Here is a 21,192-nt window from a genome sequence, read left to right as displayed (position 1 = left end):
TCGGACACGCCACCCGCACGATCTGACAGCCCGCCGCCGTCAGCTCCGCGATCTGCTGAAGCGTGGCACCCACGTCCGACGTACGCGTCGTGGTCATCGACTGCACCGACACCGGCGCATCCCCACCAACCGCCACCGTACCGACCTGGATCTTCCGACTCTTCCTGCGCTCGGCGAGCGGCCTGGCCGGCGGCTCCGGCAGACCGAGCGAGACCGGTGCGCTCATGGCGTCCTCACTGATGGCTTCGGTACTCATGGTCTCGTCCTCACCCGTGCCTCACCCGTGCCTCACCCGCGGTTGCCGCCGGCCGTCTCCCTGGCGGCGCGCAGCGACTCCTTCAGCGATCCCATCGTGGCGAGGACGGCTGTGGGCTCGTAGCCGCAGTGCGCCATGCAGTTGGCGCAGCGCGGGTCCTTGCCGCGGCCGTACTTGCTCCAGTCGGTGTCCTCGACGAGTTCCCGGTACGTCGGCACATAGCCGTCGCTCATCAGATAGCAGGGGCGCTGCCAGCCGAAGAGCGAGTAGTTGGGGATGGCCCAGGCCGTGCACTGGAAGTCGACCCTGCCTTCCAGGAAGTCCAGGAAGAGCGGCGAGTGGTTGAGCCGCCAGCGGTTGCGGTTGCCTCCGGCGAAGGCCTTGCGGAACAGCTCCCGGGTCTGCTCCACGCCGAGGAAGTGCTCCTGGTCGGGGGCCTTCTCGTAGGCGTAGGCGGGCGAGATCATCATCTCGTCGACCTTGAGGTCGTCGTTGAGGAAGTTGAGCACCTCGATGACGGTCTGCGGGGTGTCCGTGTTGAAGAAGGTGGAGTTGGTCGTCACCCGGAAGCCGCGCCTCTTGGCCTCCTTGATCGCCTCCACGGCCTCGTCGAAGACGCCTTCCTTGGCGACCGACTCGTCGTGCCGCTCGCGCAGTCCGTCGATGTGCACGGCGAACGCGAAATAGGGCGAGGGCGAGAATTTGTCGAGTTTCCTGCGCAGCAGCATCGCGTTGGTGCACAGGAAGACGTACTTCTTCCTGGCCACCAGTTGCCTCACGATCTCGTCGATCTGAGGATGCATCAGGGGCTCGCCGCCGGCGATGGAGACCATCGGGGCACCGGATTCCAGAACGGCACCGACCGCCTGCGCCACGGGCATGCGCTGCTTCAGCACACCCGCCGGGTGCTGGATCTTGCCGCAGCCCTCGCACTTGAGGTTGCACGCGAAGAGCGGTTCGAGTTCGACGATCAACGGGAACTTCTCACGGCGGCGCAGCTTCTGTTCAAAGAGGTACGTCGCTACCTTGACGGTCTGACGAAGTGGCATGGCCATCTGGCTCACCTCCGGGGGAGCAGCGAAGATCGGTGCCATTCAAAGAAAGCGGGTAGGACAGAACGAAGAACGCGGAAAGCCGATATTCCACCGCGCACTGTGCCAATGCGGACGAGCTCATGCTCAGGAGCGTCCACGACCACTCGTACGGCCGCAACCGCGCGCGGGCCGGTCCGCACGGCGCTCAGGAGCGTGGCGGCGGACTCCATGTCCACCGCGATGGCACCGGTCGCCCGCAGGCCGGCCCGCTCCGCGCCGCGTACGACGTGGTCGGAGCCGGTCAGCGGCCCGGTGTGGACCCCGCGGCCGGGAACCGCCGCGGCCAGCGCCTTCACGAGGACGTCGGTGCCGGTGCACGCGGTCCGGCCGCGCGGGTCCCGGGTCTCGTCCGCGACCACCAGGTCCCCCGGGTGCATTCCGGGGACCAGTCCGGCGCAGAAGCCGGTGGCGAGGACGACGGCGTCCTTCAGCGTGTCCCTGCCCAGTGCCCCGGTGAGGGCCTGTTCGGCCGCCCTGGCCCCCATTCCGGTGCGCAACAGGGTCGGTGCCGGCCCGCGGCCGCGCGCGGCCCGCGCGCCGCTGCGCAGCGCGAGGTGTTCGATGCCGAGCGCGCAGGCGATCAGCATCGGCGGCGCGGTGACCGCGGGATCCGGCATCAGGTGTCCCCGTGCCGGGCGCGCGGGCCCGCGAAGGGCTCGCCGTGCAGGTACCTGCCGAGCGCGGTGAGCGGGAACACCTGGCGGTAGAGGTGGTAGTTGATGGAGAAGTCCCAGGGGAACCCGGTGCCGGTGAAGTACGGCTCGTCCCAGGATCCGTCCGGCCGCTGGGTCTCGGCGAGCCAGGCGATGCCCCGCTCCACCGCCTTGCCGTCCCGCTCGCCGGCGGCGAGCAGTGCCAGCAGGGCCCAGCCGGTCTGCGAGGCCGTGGAGGCGCCCCGGCCGCTCCACTGGGCGCGCGAGCGGTAGGAGCGCAGGTCCTCGCCCCAGCCGCCGTCCTCGTTCTGGACGCTCTCCAGCCAGGCGACGGCCCGCCGGATCGCCGGGTGCGCGGCGGGCAGCCCTGCGGCGACCAGGGCGGGCACCACCGAGCCGGTTCCGTAGACGTAGTTGACGCCCCAGCGTCCGAACCACGAACCGTCCGGCTCCTGGTGGGCGAGGAGCCACTCGATGCCGCGCCTGGTGCGCGGATCGTGCGCCCTGCCCTCGACGGCGAGCATCTCCACGACGTGCGCGGTGACGTCGGCGGACGGCGGGTCGATGACCTCCCCGAAGTCGCAGAACGGCAGCCGGTTGGGGAAGGCGCTGGTGTTGTCGGCGTCGAAGGCGCCCCAGGCGCCGTCCTTCGACTGCATGCCGAGGTTCCAGCGCACTCCGCGCTCGACGGCGGCGTCGACCCGTTCCGGATCGGGGTGGCGGACGCGGCGCAGCGCCAGGACGACCTCGGCGGTGTCGTCCGTGTCCGGGTAGTTGTCGTTGTGGAATTCGAACGCCCAGCCGCCGGGGGTGAGGCCGGGAGTCCGTACAGCCCAGTCGCCGGGCCGCACGACCTGTTCACCGAGCATCCAGTCGGCGGCCTTCACCAGCGCCGGATGGTCCTTGGGCAGGCCGGCGTCGGCGAGCGCGATGGTGGCCAGGCAGGTGTCCCAGACCGGGGACTGGCAGGCCTCGATCATGCGGGCGCCGTCCTCGCGCCACACTGCGAAGCGGTCCAGCGACTCGAGCCCGGCCCGCATCACGGGGTGCTCGATGTCGTAGCCGAGGAGGTACAGCGCGATGATCGAGTAGACGGCGGGCGGCTGGATCCCGCCCCAGCAGCCGTCGTTCTCCTGGCGCTCGACGATCCAGCGGGCGGCGCTGTTCATGGCGGCCCTGCGCAGCCTCTTCGGGGCGACCCGGTGGTAGGCGTGCAGCGCCCTGTCGAGCCGCTGGAAGACCCCGTCCCAGGTGGTGGGCGGTGCCGGCCGCCTGGCCGGGTTGGGGTCGCGCGGGTCGGTGTGCAGTTCGTCCAGGGGGAACGGCGCGGGCCGCACCGGCCGTTTGGCGGAGACGACGGTGAGCGGCACGATGGTCTGCCGGGCCCAGCAGCCGAAGTCGTAGATGTTGAGCGGGAACCACTTCGGCAGGTAGATCATCTCGGGCGGCAGTTCGGGCAGGTCGTCCCACTTCCACCAGCCGAACAGGGCCAGCCAGATGCGGGTGAAGACCCGGGCGGCGGCGATGCCGCCGTTCTTCCTGACCCACTGGGCGGCTCCGGCCATGTGCGGGTCGTCGGGGGCGTCCCCGGCGAGCCGGAGGGCGACGTACGCCTCGATGGTGGCGGAGAGGTCCCCCGGGCCGCCGTAGAAGGTGGCCCAGGTGCCGTCCTCGCGCTGCTCCGAGCGGATGAACCTGGCCGCGGCCGCGGCCGTCCCGGGCTCCAGGATGCCGAGGAACTGCCGCAGCAGCAGGTCCTCCGCGTCCATGGTGACGTTGGTCTCCAGGTCGCCCTTCCACCAGCCCTGGGCGTCCTGCCGGCCGAGCAGGTGCTCGACCGCTCGTGCGGTGGCTCGCTGGGCGGCTTCCCGGACTCCCGCCGCCTCTGGTCGGGTCGCTGATACGGGTACGGATGCGGTTTCGGTGGCCGCGGCCGCCCGGGGCACGGTCGCCCCGGTGCTTCCGTCGGTCGTCGCTGTCATGGCTTCCCCTTACGTGCAACGTGCAGTGGAACGTCTCTGCTGTGCTGGGGTCTGCCGTCGGCCGGCACGTGGCTTCGTGCCGGCCGGCGACGCCGGGGGTCTTGGATCACCCCCGGCCGGGGGTGCGTATCAGGGCGATATTGATCATCTCTTTCGTACGACGACGAAGTCGGCCAGTGCTGTGAGCTGCGCGCGTACCCGGTCGGGGATGTCGATCCGGTCCAGTGCCCCGAGGGCGACGGTGTGCTGCCTGCGGGCCTCCTGGGAGGTCCATTCCCGGCCCCCCGCCTGCTCGATGAGGCCCGCCCGGGTGGCGAACTCCTCCTCGGAGAAGCAGTCGAGGTCGCTGCTCTTGGCGTCGGCGGCGAGAAGGTCGGCGAGCCGCCGGGAGGACGGTCCGCCGGCCGCCAGCGCGGCCACGACCGGCAGGGACTTCTTGCGCTGCCGCAGGTCGCTCCAGGTCTGCTTGCCGGTGGCGTCGGGGTCGCCCCAGATGCCGAGCAGGTCGTCGACGGCCTGGAACGCGAGACCCAGGTGGTAGCCGTACTCCTCAAGGGTGTCGGCGGTGCGGTCGTCGGCACCGCCGAGGACGGCGCCGATGGAGACGGCGCAGGCGAGCAGCGCGCCCGTCTTGTTGCCCTCCATCTCCAGGCACTCCTCGACGGTGACCCGCTCCCGGTGCTCGTAGGAGATGTCCTGGGCCTGGCCGTCGATGAGCTTGCGGCTCGCGGTGGTGAGCCGCCGCGCGGCGCGCCCGGCCTCCACGGTGCCCAGTTCCAGGAGTACTTCGTTCGCCAGGGCGAACAGCGCGTCGCCGACGAGGATGGCCTGGGCGGGACCGTGCACCTTCCAGACGGTGTCGCGGTGCCTGCGCTGCTCGTCACCGTCCATCAGGTCGTCGTGCAGCAGCGAGAAGTTGTGCACGAGTTCGACGGCGACGGCGCCGGGGACGCCGACCTCGGGTCCGGCCCCGGCGGCCTCGGCCGAGAGCAGGGCGAGAGCGGGACGCACGGCCTTGCCCCCGTCGCCGGCGGCGGGCCGGCCCTCGGCGTCGATCCAGCCGAAGTGGTACGCGGCGACGGTGTCCATGGGCGAGGCCAGCCGGCCCACGGCGGCGCGCAGTACCGGCGTCGCGAGCGTCCGCCCGCGCTCGAGCAGCGCGGCGACATCCGTCGTCTCTCGGACCGGGCTCGCCGGATTGTGCGTCGGCACAGTCTCTCCTCGTTGTGCGGTGCTAGTGGTGCTGTTTCTCAGCTCCATACCGCCTCCTGCAACGGGTGGCGGTGGCGGTGGCCGAGTGCGGAGAGAGCCGCGCCCGCCGCACTGATGCCGCTGCGGACGGCGCTCTCCATGGTCGCGGGCCACCCGGTGGCGGTCCACGCGCCCGCAAGATACAGGCCCGGCTCTCTGGTTACGGCCGGGGGCCGCAGCCGGGCGACGCCAGGCGCCGGCGCGAAGGTCGCGGTGCGCTCCCGGGTGACGAAGAAGTCCCGCACGCCGGCGCCGCGTGCGGCGGGCAGCAGCCGCTCCAGCTCGGGCAGGTACTTCGCGCGCAGGGCCGCCACGGGCTCGTCGATGTCGTCCTGGGCGGCCGACTGGGAGACGGCGAGGTACTGCCCGCCGCCTTCGAGACCGGAGGCACCGGTCCGGTCGAAGACCCACTGCACGGGGGTGCCGAGCGCCGCGAAGAACGGCCGGCGCAGCACCTTGCGGTCGTAGACCACGTGGAGGTTGAGGATCGGCGCGGTGCCGATGCCGAGCAGCCGGTCGGGGTCGTCGACGGCGCCCCCGGGGAGCAGTGCGTGCGTCTCGCGCTGCGGGACGGCGAGGACGACGGTGTCGGCGTCGAGCCGTCCGGCCGCTCCCGGCCCGCTCTCGACGCCGACCTGCCAGCGTCCGTCGGCGCCGCGGGACACCGAGGTGGCGCGGGTGCGCAGGGCGGTGCGCACTCCCGCGGCGTCGAGTGCCCTGCGGGCCAGCGTGTCGTGGAGTTCGCCGAGCGGCACGCGCGCCCAGCCGATGTCGGCGGCGCCGGGGTCGGAGAGCAGCCCGGTCCTGAACACCATGGCGGCCAGCCCGAGCGAGGCATCGCCCGCCCTGGCGTTGAGGGTGGCGACGCCGACGAGGTCCCAGAGCGCCTCCACCGTCCGGTCCGACTGGCCGTGCGTGCGCAGCCAGGTGCCGAAGTCCACGCCGTCCAGAGCCGGATCGGCCGGATCGAGGGCCTTGAGGGCGAGCGCGGCCCGGCCGACGCCCATCCGTTCGGCGAGCGAGAGGTGCGGGTAGAGGCCGAGGCTCGCGGCGAGGTGCAGCGGCACCGGCAGCGCGGTGCGCCGCAGCCTGCCGAGCCTGGGGCCCGCTGCGCCTCCGACATCGAGCACGGGGACGTCGAGCCGGTCCTGCACGGGGGCGAGATGGGCGCCCCGGACACGTTCGAGGAACCAGCGGTACGCAGTGCAGCACCGCAGGTACACATGCTGCCCGTTGTCGACGGTCAGTCCGTTCCGCCTGAAGGAGAACGCGAGTCCGCCGAGCCGGGGCCGGCCCTCGACCAGGGTGACGCGCACACCGGCGTCGGCGAGCGCCAGCGCGGCGGTGACTCCGGCGAGACCGCCGCCGATCACGACGGCGCCTCGCCGTACGGCGGCCGGTGGCTCCCCGCCCAGGGTGCCGTTGACTGTCATGCGCCCACCCCCTCGGCCTCGCCGGTACGGAGCCGGCGGACCGTTGCAGTCAGGGACGCGGTGGCCCGGCGGGCGGTTGCGTTCCGCTCGCTCGCCCCGCTCGCCGTATCGCCCGCCCTCCTCACGCCCGCCTCCCGGCGGCGTTCCGGGAGATGTGACGGGTGTCGATGCCGGACAGGCCGCGCACGGCGACGTAGGCCTTCTCCCTGCCGGGCAGGGAGACACGGCCGCGCAGGACGGCCCCGGGCTCGTGCTCGATGCGGTCGAGCAGCCGCCGGTAGATGCCGGCCATGGCGGCGACGCAGGCGCCGCTGCGGCGGTCGAGCATGGGGAGCAGCCGGTAGCCCTCGGCGAACAGGGCCCGGGCGCGGCGTACTTCGAAGTGCACCAGGCCTGCGAAGTCGGCGCCCTCGGGCGGCCGGGGACCGTGGAACCCGGACGAGCAGCCGAACTTGGCGAGGTCGTCGGCGGGGAGGTAGGTGCGGCCGTTGTCGGCATCCTCGCGAACGTCCCTGAGGATGTTGGTCAGTTGGAGTGCGAGCCCCAGCGTGTCGGCGTACTCGGGGGCTCGTTCGGCCTGGCGCGCGCCCGGCTGGGTGCCGAACACCCCCAGCGAGAGCCGCCCGATGGCGCCTGCGACGCAGCGGCAGTAGAGCTTCAGGTCGTCCCAGGTTTCGTACTCATGGCCGCGTACGTCCATCAGGACGCCGTCGATGAGTTCGTCGAGCCCGCCGAGCGGGATGGGGAACCGGCGTGCGGCATGCGTGAGGGCGACGGCGACGGGGTCGGTGTCGTCCTCGTCGACCGCGCCCTCACGGATCCGGCCGAGCAGTTCCCTGGTCTCTTCGAGTCTGGACTGCTTGGCCTCGGTCGGAAGCCCGCCGTCACCGATGTCGTCGACACGTCTGGAGAAGGCGTAGAGGGCCGACATGGCCCGCCGTTTGCCGGCGGGCAGGAGCCGGATGCCGTACGCGAAATTCCGCGCCTGCTGCCCGGTCACGGCCTCGCAGTAGCGGTACGCGGCGAGCACGTGCGCGGACACGGGCGCCTCCTCTGTCTCCACGGCCCGGCTCACCTCTCTCCACGGTCTCGGAGCAGGACGGCTCCCACTTCGCGCAGCAGCCTGGGCCTGGTGGGCCTCGGTGGTCCTGGCAGTACGTCGAAACCGGCGGCGCCGACCGCCGCCAGCGCGGCGCGTCCGCCCGCCACGAAGCCGGCCAGCAGCAGCCGGAGTCTGCCGTGGACGCTGCGCACCAGCGGGGTGCCCCGGTCGAGCAGGTCCCGGGCCCGTTCGGCCTCGAAGGCGACGAGCGAGCGCACGGAGGCTCCCGCGTGGGGCGCGCGCAGGTCGGCCTCCTCGACGCGGAAGCGCTTCATGTCCTCGGCGGGCAGGTAGATCCGGTCGCGGCCGAGGTCCTCGGTCACGTCCTGGAGGTGCTCGGCGATCTGCAGTGCGGTGCAGATCTCGTCGGAGCGGCGGACGCGCTCGGGGCTGGTGGTGCCGGTGATGCCCAGGACGAGCCGGCCGACCGGGTTCGCGGAGAGCTCGCAGTAGGCGAGCAGGTCGGCGTAGGTGGCGTAGCGGCGGACGCGCTGGTCCTGGCGGTTGGCCTCGACGAGCCCGAGGAAGGGCTCGGGGGTGAGGTCGTGTCGGCGGACGGTGGGGCGCAGGGCGGCCAGCAGCGGGTGGCGCGGGCCGGTGCCGGCGGTGTCGAAGACGCGCAGCAGGTCGGCCTCGAAGGCGTCGAGCATGGCCGGCCGGTCCTCGGCGGCGGCGGGGCCGAGGCCGAGGTAACGGGCGTCGGCCCCGCCGGGCGCGAGGTCGCCGTCACCGATGTCGTCGACGAGCCTGGCGTAGCCGTAGACGGCCATGAGGTCGGTGCGCCAGGCGCGGGGCAGGAAGAAGGGGGCCACGGGGAAGTTCTCGTGGGCCGCCTTGCCGAGTGTGTCGCCCGTGCGGTCGGCGAGGGCGGTGGTCATGGCCCGGTCCTCCGGTCCCGGGACGGCCGGGGTCGCGCTCATCGCAGGGTGCCGGGACCGTCGAGGGAACGGCCGGAACCACCTCGGAGCTGGAGATTTTCCCTCATCGCCGTCACATCTCCCGTTCTACACTGCCAATTCGATACACCCTATTTCGGACACGCCGCTTACGCACCCTCCCCGTTCACGACGGCGACTGCCTGGGGACGGTTCCCCGGCAGGCGTTCGGGCCGAGCGGTATCACCCCACTTGCCGCGATTGAGGACCGCTACAGCTTACGTTGTACAACGGTCCTTGCCGCGCCAGGGTGCTCCACACGTCACAAGAACATGTCAATCCGCCCCAACCTTCCCGCCAGGGAAGACAGTTGACGGTATTACGAGATCTTTACCCCGCTGCCGCCGACCAGGCGACAGCCTCGGCGCCCGGGACGGCAGCGGGCCTGCGTACGGCCGGTAGCGAGCAGCCCGCGGAGGACGGGGCGCGACGCGGTCGCGGTGCGCGGCGGGCCCGTGCCGGCCGGCGTGCGGATACCGGGCCGGCGCCCCTGGTGCGCCGCCGCCCGGGCGCGCGGGCACCCGGGCCCCACGGCCGGGCGGTCCTCTTCACCGGGCCCCCGGGACCTCCCGGGGGCCGGAGTGCTCACCGGCGGACGGGTGCGGGCACGGGAGGGGCGGGCTCACCCCTCAGGGAGCTACTTGCTGGTGAACTTCTCGTACTCCTTGAGCACCTCGTCCGTCGGGCCGTCCATCCGCAGCTCTCCGCGTTCCAGCCACAGCACCCGGTCGCAGGTGTCCCGGATCGACTTGTTGTTGTGGCTGACGAGGAAGACGGTGCCGGCCTCCTTGCGCAGCTCGCGGATGCGGGCCTCGGAGCGCTTCTGGAACTTGCGGTCGCCCGTGGCCAGCGCCTCGTCGATCATCAGCACGTCGTGGTCCTTGGCAGCGGCGATGGAGAACCGCAGCCGCGCCGCCATGCCGGAGGAGTACGTGCGCATCGGCAGGGTGATGAAGTCGCCCTTCTCGTTGATCCCGGAGAAGTCGACGATGCTCTGGTAGCGCTCCCTGATCTGCTCGCGGGTCATGCCCATCGCCAGCCCGCCCAGCATGACGTTCCGCTCACCCGTGAGATCGTTCATCAGGGCGGCGTTCACACCGAGCAGCGAGGGCTGGCCGTCGGTGTAGACCTTGCCGCGCTCGGCGGGCAGCAGCCCGGCGATCGCGCGCAGCAGCGTGGACTTCCCCGAGCCGTTGGAGCCGATCAGGCCGATGGCCTCGCCCCGGTACGCCGTGAAGGACACCCCGCGCACGGCGTGCACCTCCCGCATCCCGGCGGGCTTGGTCCGCTTGATGATCCTGTTCAGCGCCGCGGTGGCACTGCCCCTGCCGCCCCCGCCGCCGTTGACGCGGTAGACGATGTGCAGCTCGTCCGCGATGACGGTGGGAATCCTGTTCCCCGTTGTGTCAGCCACGGCCGTAGCGCTCCTCAGCCTTCCAGAAGTACACGAAGCCCAGGACGCCCGCGACCGCCGCCCATCCCACGGCGAACGCCCAGACGTGGGACGGCAGGTACTCGGAGCCGTATCCGTCGATCAGGGCGAAACGCACCAGGTCCATGTAGACCGCCGCCGGATTCCACTGGAGGACGTCGGTGACCCAGGCGGGGAGGTCCTTCTCCTGGAGCATGGCGGGGATGCTGAACATCACACCCGAGGCGTACATCCAGGTGCGCAGCACGAAGGGCATCAGCTGCGCCAGGTCGGGGGTCTTGGCGCCCATCCGGGCGAAGACCAGCGCCAGTCCGGTGTTGAACACGAACTGCAGCACCAGCGCCGGGACGACCAGCAGCCACGACCAGGCCGGGAAGGACCCGAAGGCCATCACCACCACGAACAGCACGATCATCGAGAACAGCAGCTGCTGGAGCTGCTGCAGCGAGAACGAGACGGGCAGCGCGGCGCGCGGGAAGTGCAGGGCACGCACCAGGCCGAGGTTGCCGGAGATGGAACGGACGCCGGCGAGCACCGAGCTCTGGGTGAAGGTGAAGACGAACACTCCGGTCACCAGGAACGGCACGTACACCTCGTGCGGGATGCCTCGTCTGGCGTTCAGGAGCAGGCCGAAGATCACGAAGTAGACGGCCGCGTTGAGCAGCGGGGTGGCCACCTGCCACAGCTGGCCCAGCTTGGCCTGGCTGTACTGCGCGGTCAGTTTCGCCTGGGAGAAGGCGAGGATGAAGTGGCGCCGGCCCCACAGCCGGCGCACGTACTCGCCGAGCCCGGGACGCGCCCCGCTGACCGACAGACCGTACTTGGCCGCCAGCTCGGCCGGGGACAGTCCTTCGTCCGGGCCGGGCGCGGCGCTCACCGCGATGCCGCCGTCATGGGTTGTCTCACTCACAGGGGGATGATTCCTCGTCCTCGTTTCTGAAGCCGCAGGCCCGTCCCGGGCCGCGGGCGGGTACCCGGTCCCCGGACAGGCGAATGCTCTCAGATCCGAGCTTGTCAGATGACGGGAGGGCGGCCCAGCCGGGTCATCCGCCAGACCGTCCGCCACTTCATGGGGCGGCGGGGTCCGCAGGGCGTGGTCCAGCCCTCCTTGAATCCGCCGAACCATGCCTTGAGCGCGGGTCGCGAGGGGCGCCTGAGCAGCGTCAGCAGCAGCCACACCCCCAGGTACACCGGCACCAGCGGGGCGGGCAGGTTCCGCCGGGCCAGCCAGACCCGGTTGCGGGCCACCATGCGGTGGTAGACCGCGTGCCGGGACGGCGCCGTGGTGGGGTGGTGCAGCACCATGTCCGCGCGGTAGTCGATCAGCCAGCCGGCGTCCAGGGCGCGCCAGGCGAGGTCGGTCTCCTCGTGCGCGTAGAAGAAGTCGTCGGGCAGCCCGCCGACCTCGGCGAGGACCTGGGTGCGCACCGCGTTGGCACCGCCGAGGAAGGTGGTGACCCGGGAGTTGCGCAGCGGGTCGGCCGCGCGCAGCCGGGGCACGTGGCGGCGCTGCGTGACCCCGGTCTCCGGGTCGGCGATGCGGAAGCTGATGATGCCGAGCTTCGGGTCGGCGGCGAAGGCCTGCCGGCACAGTTCGGCGGTGTCCGTGCCGGGCAGCAGCCCGTCGTCGTCGAGGAACAGCAGGATGTCCATCTCGCGGCCGGCCGGGCCGAACGCCTCGATACCCACGTTGCGGCCGCCGGGGATCCCGAGGTTCTCGGGCAGCTCCACGGCGCGTACCCCGGGGGGCACGTCGGGCACGGGCGCCCCGTTGCCGACGACGACGACCTCGATCCGGTCGCCGTCCTGCTTGGCGACCGAGTCGAGCAGCGCCCGGAGCTCCTCGGGGCGGTTGCCCATCGTGATGATGACGGCCCCGACCTTCAGCGGGGTTTTCTGCCCGCTCATTTCAGCCTGCTCGACGCGAGGATGGACACCAGGTGCAGGAGTGTCTGCAGGAGCGCGATACCGGCCAGTACGGCGATGCCGAGCCGCGAGAAGAACAGGTCGTCCCGGAGCGTGTCCAGGACCGCCAGGACCAGGATGAGCAGGGACGCCTCGATCCCGAGGACGAGCCGGTGGAACTTCAGCGCCGCGGCGGCCCTGCGGGCCAGCGCCATGCCGGACGAGCGCGGCTCGGACGCCGCCTCCTTGACCGGAGGCAGTCCGCCCTGGTGACGGGCGACGCCGACGAGGTCGGTCTCGGCCTTGATCAGGACGGCACCGAGGGCGGCCAGGGTGCCGAGGAAGGCCCACAGCCAGTCCACCCGCCCCTCGCCCCACAGGTCGGCGCCGCGCAGGCCGAAGCCGACCAGCACCGCGGCGTCGCACAGGTAGGCGCCGACCCGGTCGAGATACACCCCGCCGAGCGAGAACTGCTGCTTCCAGCGGGCGATCTCGCCGTCGACGCAGTCCAGCAGCAGGTAGAGCTGGACCATCAGCACGCCGAGAACGGCCCCCGCGATCCCGGGCACCAGCAGGGCCGGGGCGGCGAGGACGCCGAAGACGGTCATCAGGTAGGTCAGCTGGTTGGGTGTGACCCGCGTGTTCACCAGGTGCCGGTCCACGCGCAGCGAGAGCTCGCGCATGTAGAGCCGGCCGGCCCAGTGCTCGCCGCTCCGCCGGTCCTTCACACCCGGGGGGTGAACGACCGGGCGGAGTTCAGCTACTGATGGCTTTGGCATAGTCGGCGTAAGCGTCCCTGATCTGGTCGGTGGAGAGATTGAGGTGCTCGAGGATGGTGTAGCGGCCCGGCCGGGTCTGCGGAGCGAACTCCACGACCTTCACGAACTCCTCCACACTGAAACCGATCTCCTCCGGCAGCACCGGCAGCCCGTGGCGGTGCAGCACCTCGGCCATGAACGCCGACTCCTCGTGCGCACCGCGCAGGTGCATCGCGAAGGCCGCGCCCAGGCCGCACTGCTCGCCGTGGCTCGCCGCGCGCTTGGGGAAGATCAGGTCGAAGGCGTGGTTGATCTCGTGGCAGGCACCGGAGGCGGGCCGGCTGTCGCCGGCCACCGACATGGCGATGCCGGTGAGGACCAGGCCCTCGGCCAGCACCTGGAGGAAGCCGTCGTCGCCGACGCCTCCGGGGTGGCGCAGCACCGCTTCGCCCGCCTGCCGCGCCATGGCGGCGGCCAGACCGTCGATCTGCTCGCCCTTGACCTTGTGGGCGAGCTCCCAGTCGGCGACGGCGGAGATGTTGGAGAGCGCGTCACCGATGCCGGAGCGGACGAACCGGACCGGGGCCTCCCTGATCACGTCGAGGTCGATGACGACCGCGATGGGGTTGGGTACGCCGTACGAGCCGCGGCCGGCGTCGTTGTCGAGCGTGGCGACCGGCGAGCACAGTCCGTCGTGCGAGAGGTTCGTCGCGACGGCGACCAGCGGCAGGCCGATGCGCGCGGCGGCGAACTTGGCACAGTCGATGATCTTGCCGCCGCCCAGGCCGACCACGGCGTCGTAGTGCCCGGCCTTCATCGCGTCGGCGAGGTGGATCGCGTCGTCGAGGGTGCCGCCACCGACCTCGAACCAGTCGGCGCCGGGCAGGGCCGGCGCGAGCCTCCGGCGCAGGACCGCGCCGGAGCCGTCGCTGATCGCCACGGCCAGCTTCCCGGAGTGGGAGATCCGCTGGTCGGCCAGGACACCGGCCAGGTCGTCGAGGGCACCCGCGCGGATGTCGACGACGACCGGGGACGGAATGAGCCTGGTCAGTACTGGCACGCGATCTCACGTCCCTTGGCGAGGTCGTCGTGGTTGTCGATCTCGACCCAGCTGACCTCGCCGATGGGGGCGACGTCGATCTTGAAGCCGCGGTTGACGAGCTCCTGGTAGCCGTCCTCGTAGTAGAGGTCGGGGTCGCGCTCGAAGGTGGTCTTCAGCGCGTCGGCCAGGTCCTCGGCGGCCTCGCCCTCGATGAGGGTGACACCGATGTACTCGCCGGTGGCCTCGGCCGGGTCCATCAGCTTGGTGATGCGCCGCACGCCCTTCTCGGGGTCGACGACGACCTTCATCTCCTCGTCGGCGAGCTTCTTCACCGTGTCGAGGGCGAGGATGATCCTCTTGCCCTCGCCGCGGGCGGCGAGCAGGGTCTGCTCGACGGAGACCGGGTGCACGGTGTCGCCGTTGGCCAGGATCACGCTGTGCTTGATCTCGTCACGGGCGCACCAGAGGGAGTAGGCGTTGTTCCACTCCTCGGCCTTGTCGTTGTCGATCAGGGTGAGCTTCAGGCCGTACTTGGCCTCCAGCTCCTCCTTGCGCGCGTACACGGCCTCCTTGCGGTAGCCCACGACGACGGCGACGTCCGTCAGACCGACCTTGGCGAAGTTGCCGAGGGTCAGGTCGAGGACCGTGGTGTCGCCGTCGACCGGCACCAGCGCCTTGGGCAGGGTGTCGGTGTAGGGGCGCAGACGCCGCCCGGCGCCGGCTGCCAGCACGAGGCCGATCATATTGTTTCTCCTTCGTCGTGAACTGCGGGTGCTCCGGAGGACACCCAGAAACGGACGCTCTCGATGAGCACCGTCAGTGCGATGGCCGCGGCCAGAAGCGTCAGCGCGGTGACGAACGCGGTGCCGTGCAGAACGGCGGCCGCCAGTGTGACCACCAGTGCCCGTCCCTCATGGCCACCGATCGCCCGCACGAGCCACCGCGGGGGCGCGCCGGTGCCACCGCGGATGCGGTACACCGTGTCGTAGTGATGGTAGGCGACCGCGGCCACCAGGCCGAAAGCCGCAGGCAAGGCCCCGTTCACCCCCGACGCGGCGGCCAGTACCAGGATGGTGCAGTACTCGGCCGCGCGGAAGACGGGCGGCACCATCCAGTCCAGGGCGCCCTTGAGGGGGCGGGCGACGGCGAATCCCGAGGTGAGGGCGTAGCCGAGGGCGGCTACGACCGTCCAGGGACCACCGAATGCCGTGAGCGCGGCGGTGGCGACCAGTGCGGCGCCGCCCGCCAGGGCGATGGCGAGCGGGGCGAGCGAAGGCAGCCGGCGGGCCGGGCCGCCGAGCACGGCGGCGAAGCCCTGGGCGAGCGGCCCGCTGTCGGCGAGTTCCGCGAGGGCAAGCGCGGCGCGGTCCGTCCGGCTCGCCTTCCGCGTCAGGGAGCGCAGGACACGGCCGGCCGTGGTGTAACAGGCGGCGAACGCACAGCCGATGAGCAGGGCCCAGAAGACCACGCGGGGGGTGGTGAGGGCGGTGAGGACCGCGATCATCGCCCAGCGCTCGCCGATCGGCAGGACGATCATGCGGCGGACCCAGACGGTCCAGCCAACACTGTCCAATTTGTCGGAAAGTGCCGCAGTTGGGCTGGTGTTGGCGGTTGCGTCGTGATTCGCCTCATTGAAGGAGAAGTCCACGACGTGGCGGCAGGTCTGGAGCACCATCGCGCCGAGCGCGAGCGCCCACACGTCGTCGCCGCCGCGAGCGGCACCGAGGGCCAGGCCCGCGTAGTAGGCGTACTCCTTGGCCCGGTCGAAGGTGGCGTCGAGCCAGGCGCCGAGCGTGGAGTACTGCAGCGAGTAGCGGGCCAACTGCCCGTCCGTGCAGTCCAGCACGAAGGAGGCGATGAGCAGCACGCCCGCCGCGACGAAGCCCGGCCGGGTGCCGGTGGCGGCGCAGCCGGCCGCGATCAGCGCGGTGAGCAGCGAGGCCGTGGTGACCTGATTGGGTGTCAGGCCGCGCCGGGCACACCAGCGGGCGATGTAGCGGGAGTACGGGCTGATGAAGAAGGTGGTGACGAAACCGTCCCGCGACTTCACGGCGCTGCGCAGCCGCACGGACTCCTCGTCGACGGCCGCCACGGCCTCCCGGGCCGCGGCGCGGGCCGCGGCGTCCGCCGGGACGGCGGCGACGAGCGAGCCGAGCGGCGGACGCTGCACGGGGACGCCCTCGGCGTCGAGGACGGCCGCGACGGCGTCGGGAAGGCTGTCGGAGGCGGGGTGCGCCTCGCCGGCTCGGGCTCCGGCCGCATGCACGCTCGGTGCGCCGGCCTCGGCACCCGCGGCGTCCGCGCCGGGCAGGGCGGGGTGCGCCTCCGCGGCCGTCCCCGCGGGCGCGTCCGCGCCGCCGCGTACGACGGTCTCGGCGCGCGGGCCGCCGGGCCCGGTCTCCCCGGTGGTCCCGGCCCGGGCCGGGGTCGCGCCCCGGGCGGAGGCTCCGGCCTTGGCCCGCGGCGCCGCGGCGGTGCGCAGGGCCTGCTCCAGGACGCGGCGGGACTCCGGCAGCGCGGTCAGCGCGCCGGGGATGGCGGCGGTCGCGAAGCGCGGGTCGGTGAGCCCGAGGCGGAGGGCGTGCAGGTGGCCCGTGAAGCGGGGGTCGACGAGGGCGACCCGGTCACCGGCCGGCAGCGCGGCCAGGGCGTCTGCGGCCTCCGCCGCGTCTGCGGCGATCCGCACGTCGAAGCCCAGGGACCGCAGATCGCCCTCGAGCGGGGAATCGGCGACCGGCGGACCGGTGAGGATGGCGGTCGACAGGCGAACTCACTCCTTGGAACGCGGCGCGCCGGGGCGCCGGGCAGCGTGCGGGGAGGCGCCGGATGCCCTGTGCGGGCACGGGCGGCATGTCGGCAGAGGCTATCGGATGATGGGAAGCACCCGTTCACCACCCGTTCACGCCTTCATAAGGCGGCTCTGGCAGTGGGTGTCCCGCGCGATCATCATCCTTGATCCGCACCCTGGGACACAAACCGGCCGGGAGGCGCCGCCCGTGGCCGGGGCGAGAGGCGGGCGGCGCGGACCGGAGCCGCGGGCGGCCCGCCGGGCGACGTACGGGACGGGCCCCGGCGCGCGCGGGGCGTCGCGTTCCCGTTCGTCCCGCGGCCGGGGATTCCCGTCGCCCGGGACGGGGCACCATCCGTTGTCCGCACTTATGAGACGTCCGACGCAGATACGACCTACCGGGCGGACGTGCGAAGTGCGGACAGGACGAGTTCGTACGGCAGACTTGGGCGTCGAAGACCACAGCGAAGGATGGTTATGCCGACCACACCCTCCCCCGGCTACCGCCTGGGGGACTCCCGCACGGCGAACAGCTCCCCACAGGGCACCGCAGAGGTGATCCTGCTCGAATTGGTCGACGAGGACGGCAACACCATCGGGACCGCGGAGAAGCTCTCCGCGCACCTCTCTCCCGGCCGCCTGCACCGGGCCTTCTCCGTCTTCCTCTTCGACGACGCGGGCCGGCTGCTGCTGCAGCGGCGCGCCCTGGGCAAGTACCACTCCCCCGGTGTCTGGTCGAACACCTGCTGCGGGCACCCCTATCCCGGCGAGGCCCCGTTCACCGCCGCCGCCCGGCGTACGCACGAGGAGCTGGGCCTCTCCCCCGCCCTGCTGGCCGCGGCCGGAACGGTGCGCTACAACCATCCCGACCCGGCGTCCGGCCTGGTCGAGCAGGAGTACAACCACCTCTTCGTGGGCCTGGTCGAGGCCGCGCCCCACCCTGACCCGCAGGAGATCGCGGCGACGGCCTTCGTGACCCCGGCCGAGCTGGCCGAACGGCATGCGCGGGATCCTTTCTCGGCCTGGTTCATGACCGTGCTGGACGCGGCCCGGCCCGCGATCCGCGAGCTGACGGGCCCCGGCGCCGGCTGGTAGCACTCCCGGCGCGGTACTCCCGGCCCGCCCGGTCCGGCCCGGCCCGTGCCGGTGCTCCCGCCGTGCGCCCGCTTCCGGCGCCGTGCCCGGAAGGGCGTTCAGCGGGGAGCGAGCGGCAGGGCGGCCCAGATGACCTTGCCACCGGTGGCGGTGCGCTCGGCGTCGCAGGTGCCGCCCGCCTCCCGCGCGAGTTCCCGGACCAGAAGCAGTCCGCGCCCGCCCGTTCTCGCGTGGTCGGCCTCCAGTGCCGTCGGCCGGTACGGGTGCTGGTCCTCCACGGAGATCCTGATCCACTCCCTGCCGACTGCGACCTCCACGGCGAGTTCCGGCGAGAGCACGGCCGCGTGCCGCACCGAGTTGGTGACCAGTTCGGAGACGATCAGCAGCAGCGACTGCACGAGGTCGGGGCCGGCCGGGACACCCTGGCGCCGGAGCAGATCGCGTACGGCGTGCCGGGCCCTGGGAACGGACGCCTCGATCGCGGAAGCGGTGAATCTCCAGACGCCTTCGTACGCCCGGGGTCCGGGTCCGTACGGTTCGGGCCCGGGTCCTTTCGCCTCCCGCTCGGTCGCCTCGGGCAGGGCCGGACCGGCCGTCGCCGTGTGCGGCGTGACGCTCCCGCTGGTCTCCATCTTCCGGCACCACCCTCACACTCACGTGCATGGATCCGTACGGACCTGTGCGACCTGTACGCAATGAGTGTTGGGACTCCTTTGGTCCGGACCGTGCCTGTGAACAGAAGTCAGCAGCTATTCGATGCTTTCTGACCGCTGGCGTATGCCGGAGTCAGTCTCACGACCGATCCTGTTCCGCGCGGCGCCGCGGCCGTGCGCCCCGGGAACGGTCGTGACCTCACGGATCGCCGGTTCGAGGGTGCGGATAGCATCCGGCGCATGGAGCCGCAGCTGAGACTTTCCGTCACCGACCGGGTGGCCACTCTGGTCATCGACCACCCCGCCAAGCGCAACGCCATGACGACCGGGATGTGGCGGGAGCTGCCGGCGCTGCTCGGCCGGCTCGCGGCGGACTCCTCCGTACGGGCCCTGGTGCTGACCGGCGAGGGGGACACCTTCTGCGCGGGCGCCGACATCTCCTCGCTGCGCGAGGAGGGCGCCGGCACCCAGGAGCTCGCGGTCGTCGCGGAGGAGGCGCTGGCCGCCTTCCCCAAGCCGACCCTGGCCTCCGTGAAGGGCTACTGCGTGGGCGGCGGCTGCCAGCTGGCGACCGCCTGCGACCTGCGCTTCGCCCAGGAGGGGTCCTCGTTCGGTGTGACGCCCGCGAAGCTCGGCATCGTCTATCCGGCGGGCTCCACCCGGCGGCTCGCCGAGCTGGTGGGACCCTCCACCGCGAAGTACCTGCTGTTCTCGGGCGAGCTCGTCGACGCCGGGCGGGCGCTGCGCACGGGCCTGGTGGACGAGGTGCTGCCGGCGGGCGAGCTGGACAAGCGGGTCGCGGAGTTCGCCCGGATCCTGGTGTCGCGCTCCCAGCTGACCCAGGCCGCGGCCAAGGACTTCGCGGCGGGCCATCTGGACCGTACGGAGCACTGGGCGCGGGAGGCGGCGCGGGAACGGACCGACGGCGACACCGCGGAGGGTGTCGCCGCCTTCCTGGAGCGCCGGGTGCCCCGCTTCACCTACTCGGTGTGAGCTTGCCGGTTCCCGCCCGGCCGCGCGAGGCCTGCGGGGCTCCGCCGACGCCGCGGGACCGCGGGGCCCTCGCCAGTGCCGCGGAACTGCGCGAGGACGCTCGGCGTCTCTGATCGGCTTGGTGATCCCCGGCACTGCTCAGGGACGCGAGCCAATCGCCTTCGTGCCCTGGTGCTGAACGGCAGAAGCCTTCGGTCCGCGTGGCACGTCCCTCCGGACGCTGGTCGATCAGGTCTCGCGACCTCACCGAGGAGGGTGCCCGACGTCGCCTGGGCGCCGGGCGCGCCGTGACACTCCACCACGGGTTCGCTACGTTTCGCTAATCCGGCTACTCGGCCTGCGCTCGCGGTAGTGGGCCACGATGTCGGCCGGGGCCTTGGCCGGAGACCCGGCGTCGTACGGCGGCTGCGGGTCGTACTCCGTGAGCAGCTGCACCGTACGGGCGGCCCGGTCGCCCGCGATGCGGCCGACGAGGGCGAGCGCCATGTCGATGCCGGAGGAGACACCGGCGGCCGTGACGTACTTGCCGTCGAAGACGACCCGCTCCTGCGCCGGCTCGGCCGCGAACTCCCGCAGATCGTCGAGGGCGAGCCAGTGGCAGGTGGCGCGCCGTCCGGTGAGCAGCCCGGCGGCGGCCACGACCAGGGAGCCGGTGCACACCGAGGTGGTCCAGGTGCTGGTGGCGTCCACGGCCCGCAGCCAGTCCAGGACGGTGTCGTCCTTCATGGCGGCCCGCCGGCCGGGGCCGCCCGGCACGAGTACGAGGTCGGGGCCGGTGACCTCGGCGAGGCTCCGGTCGGCGACGAGGGCGAGGTTGCCCTGGTCGTTGCGGACCGGTCCCGGCCCGGCGGCGACGAAGACGGTCTCCGCGCCGGGCAGCCGGCTGAGGATCTCGAAGGGTCCGACGGCGTCGAGGGCGGTGAACCGGTCGAAGAGCAGGATCGCGGTCTGCATGTCGGACCTTCCGGGGTCGTGGGCCGTGACGGCCGGCGATGGGGTGGTGGGCGTGCTCAGGTGGTGGGGGCCGCGGAGGCGGAGGCCGTACTGCGGAGCCGCGTCGCCTACTCGGCGGCGAGCAGGGGGCGGAATCGGCGCCGGTACTCGGCGGGTGCCGTGCCCAGGGTCCTGACGAAGGCGCGGCGCATCGCCTCGGGCGTGCCGTAGCCGCTGGCGCGGGAGACCTCCTCCACGCTCCGCGGGCCGTCCTCGAGCAGCCGCCTGGCGTGTTCGAGCCGCACCTGTTCGACATGGCGGCCGGGAGTCGTCCCGGTCTCGGCCGTGAAGGCACGGGCGAAGTGCCTCGGCGAGAGGTTCGCACGGGCGGCCAGCGCCTCGACGGAGAGGTCGGCCTCCGGGTGCTCGGCGATCCACCGCTGGACCTCGCGCAGCGGTGCCCGGCTCGCGGTCTGCGCGGCGAGGTGGGTGCTGAACTGGGCCTGGTTGCCCGGCCTGCGCAGGAAGACGACGAGGTGTCGGGCGACGGTGAGCGCGATCTCGCGGCCGAGGTCCTCCTCGACGAGGGCGAGTGCGAGATCGATGCCCGCGGTGACACCGGCGGAGGTCGCGACGTGACCGTCGCGCACGTAGATCGGGTCCGGGTCCACCTCGACGGCCGGGTGGAGCCGGGCGAGACGGTCGCACAGGGTCCAGTGGGTGGTGGCGCGGCGCCCGTCGAGCAGTCCCGCCGCGGCGAGCAGCAGGGCTCCGCTGCACACGCTGACCAGGCGGTCGGCGTGCGGCGCGTGCGCGCGCAGCCAGTCGACCAGCCGGGGGTCGGGGTCACGGGTGCCGTGGCCGCCCGGGACCAGGAGGGGGAGGGC

General features: G+C 72.3%; 20 protein-coding genes. 2 read left to right on the top strand and 18 right to left on the bottom strand.

Annotated elements, in window-relative coordinates:
- The 15 genes from GUY61_RS15805 to GUY61_RS15735 all read right to left on the bottom strand — a co-directional run.
- Window positions 1–226 (bottom strand): flavodoxin-dependent (E)-4-hydroxy-3-methylbut-2-enyl-diphosphate synthase (locus GUY61_RS15805; protein WP_166630802.1); only part of this gene is annotated, 226 nt, incomplete at its 3' end.
- 62 nt (window positions 227–288) lie between these two features.
- Window positions 289–1,311: an adenosyl-hopene transferase HpnH gene (hpnH, locus tag GUY61_RS15800; RefSeq protein ID WP_166630800.1), complete on the bottom strand. Its 1,023-nt coding sequence runs from the start codon at window positions 1,309–1,311 to the stop codon at window positions 289–291.
- Between the two features lie 5 nt (window positions 1,312–1,316).
- Window positions 1,317–1,967: a 1-hydroxy-2-methyl-2-butenyl 4-diphosphate reductase gene (locus tag GUY61_RS15795; protein ID WP_166630799.1), complete on the bottom strand. Its 651-nt coding sequence runs from the start codon at window positions 1,965–1,967 to the stop codon at window positions 1,317–1,319.
- Window positions 1,967–3,985, bottom strand: a complete 2,019-nt coding sequence (gene shc / locus GUY61_RS15790) for a squalene--hopene cyclase (protein ID WP_166630798.1) — start codon at window positions 3,983–3,985, stop codon at window positions 1,967–1,969. The genes GUY61_RS15795 and shc overlap by 1 nt, the downstream gene beginning before the upstream one ends.
- A 144-nt stretch (window positions 3,986–4,129) precedes the next feature.
- Window positions 4,130–5,245: a polyprenyl synthetase family protein gene (locus tag GUY61_RS15785; RefSeq protein ID WP_208106041.1), complete on the bottom strand. Its 1,116-nt coding sequence runs from the start codon at window positions 5,243–5,245 to the stop codon at window positions 4,130–4,132.
- Window positions 5,236–6,669, bottom strand: coding sequence for a hydroxysqualene dehydroxylase HpnE (hpnE, locus tag GUY61_RS15780; RefSeq protein WP_166630796.1), 1,434 nt, complete (start codon window positions 6,667–6,669; stop codon window positions 5,236–5,238). Before hpnE ends, GUY61_RS15785 begins: the two co-directional genes overlap by 10 nt.
- Window positions 6,670–6,790: 121 nt before the next feature.
- The gene (gene hpnD, locus GUY61_RS15775; RefSeq protein ID WP_166630795.1) at window positions 6,791–7,744 is read right to left on the bottom strand and encodes a presqualene diphosphate synthase HpnD; all 954 of its coding nucleotides are present in this window, start codon (window positions 7,742–7,744) and stop codon (window positions 6,791–6,793) included.
- A complete protein-coding gene (gene hpnC / locus GUY61_RS15770) occupies window positions 7,741–8,649 on the bottom strand; it encodes a squalene synthase HpnC (RefSeq protein ID WP_166630794.1) in 909 nt (302 codons plus the stop codon). Before hpnC ends, hpnD begins: the two co-directional genes overlap by 4 nt.
- 694 nt (window positions 8,650–9,343) lie before the next feature.
- A complete protein-coding gene (locus tag GUY61_RS15765) occupies window positions 9,344–10,120 on the bottom strand; it encodes an ABC transporter ATP-binding protein (protein ID WP_166630793.1) in 777 nt (258 codons plus the stop codon).
- Entirely contained in the window at window positions 10,113–11,048 is a 936-nt protein-coding gene (locus tag GUY61_RS15760; RefSeq protein WP_166630792.1) for an ABC transporter permease, read from the bottom strand. Before GUY61_RS15760 ends, GUY61_RS15765 begins: the two co-directional genes overlap by 8 nt.
- Before the next feature lie 104 nt (window positions 11,049–11,152).
- Complete coding sequence (locus GUY61_RS15755; protein ID WP_166630791.1) at window positions 11,153–12,046, bottom strand: glycosyltransferase family 2 protein; 894 nt, start codon at window positions 12,044–12,046, stop codon at window positions 11,153–11,155.
- The gene (locus tag GUY61_RS15750; RefSeq protein WP_166630790.1) at window positions 12,043–12,822 is read right to left on the bottom strand and encodes a CDP-alcohol phosphatidyltransferase family protein; all 780 of its coding nucleotides are present in this window, start codon (window positions 12,820–12,822) and stop codon (window positions 12,043–12,045) included. The genes GUY61_RS15755 and GUY61_RS15750 overlap by 4 nt, the downstream gene beginning before the upstream one ends.
- Window positions 12,800–13,861, bottom strand: a complete 1,062-nt coding sequence (locus tag GUY61_RS15745; RefSeq protein ID WP_166630789.1) for an iron-containing alcohol dehydrogenase family protein — start codon at window positions 13,859–13,861, stop codon at window positions 12,800–12,802. Before GUY61_RS15745 ends, GUY61_RS15750 begins: the two co-directional genes overlap by 23 nt.
- On the bottom strand, window positions 13,849–14,586 hold the full coding sequence (locus tag GUY61_RS15740; protein WP_166630788.1) for a sugar phosphate nucleotidyltransferase: 738 nt from the start codon (window positions 14,584–14,586) through the stop codon (window positions 13,849–13,851). Before GUY61_RS15740 ends, GUY61_RS15745 begins: the two co-directional genes overlap by 13 nt.
- A complete protein-coding gene (locus tag GUY61_RS15735) occupies window positions 14,583–16,529 on the bottom strand; it encodes a DUF5941 domain-containing protein (protein WP_398955623.1) in 1,947 nt (648 codons plus the stop codon). The genes GUY61_RS15740 and GUY61_RS15735 overlap by 4 nt, the downstream gene beginning before the upstream one ends.
- Window positions 16,530–17,108: 579 nt before the next feature.
- On the opposite strand from GUY61_RS15735, the gene idi reads away from it, so the two are divergent.
- The gene (idi, locus tag GUY61_RS15730; RefSeq protein WP_166630787.1) at window positions 17,109–17,726 is read left to right on the top strand and encodes an isopentenyl-diphosphate Delta-isomerase; all 618 of its coding nucleotides are present in this window, start codon (window positions 17,109–17,111) and stop codon (window positions 17,724–17,726) included.
- A 98-nt stretch (window positions 17,727–17,824) separates the two neighbouring features.
- Here the strand turns inward: idi and GUY61_RS15725 are convergent, their stop codons facing one another.
- Window positions 17,825–18,358, bottom strand: a complete 534-nt coding sequence (locus GUY61_RS15725) for an ATP-binding protein (protein WP_166630786.1) — start codon at window positions 18,356–18,358, stop codon at window positions 17,825–17,827.
- Window positions 18,359–18,619: 261 nt separating this feature from the next.
- On the opposite strand from GUY61_RS15725, the gene GUY61_RS15720 reads away from it, so the two are divergent.
- Entirely contained in the window at window positions 18,620–19,372 is a 753-nt protein-coding gene (locus GUY61_RS15720; protein WP_166630785.1) for an enoyl-CoA hydratase/isomerase family protein, read from the top strand.
- Between the two features lie 309 nt (window positions 19,373–19,681).
- On the opposite strand, the gene GUY61_RS15715 is transcribed toward GUY61_RS15720, so the two are convergent.
- Together GUY61_RS15715 and GUY61_RS15710 are read right to left on the bottom strand one after the other, a co-directional pair.
- Window positions 19,682–20,326 carry a DJ-1/PfpI family protein gene (locus GUY61_RS15715; RefSeq protein ID WP_166630784.1) on the bottom strand — a complete coding sequence of 215 codons (645 nt, stop codon included), beginning with the start codon at window positions 20,324–20,326 and terminating at the stop codon, window positions 19,682–19,684.
- 107 nt (window positions 20,327–20,433) lie between these two features.
- On the bottom strand, window positions 20,434–21,192 hold a 759-nt coding region (locus GUY61_RS15710), incomplete at its 5' end, for a GlxA family transcriptional regulator (RefSeq protein ID WP_166630783.1).

The organism is Streptomyces sp. GC420 (assembly GCF_009916105.1).
GTDB lineage: Bacteria > Actinomycetota > Actinomycetes > Streptomycetales > Streptomycetaceae > Streptomyces.
The sequence above is the reverse complement of the archived record's forward strand: the minus strand, read 5'-3'. Positions and strand labels throughout refer to the sequence as shown.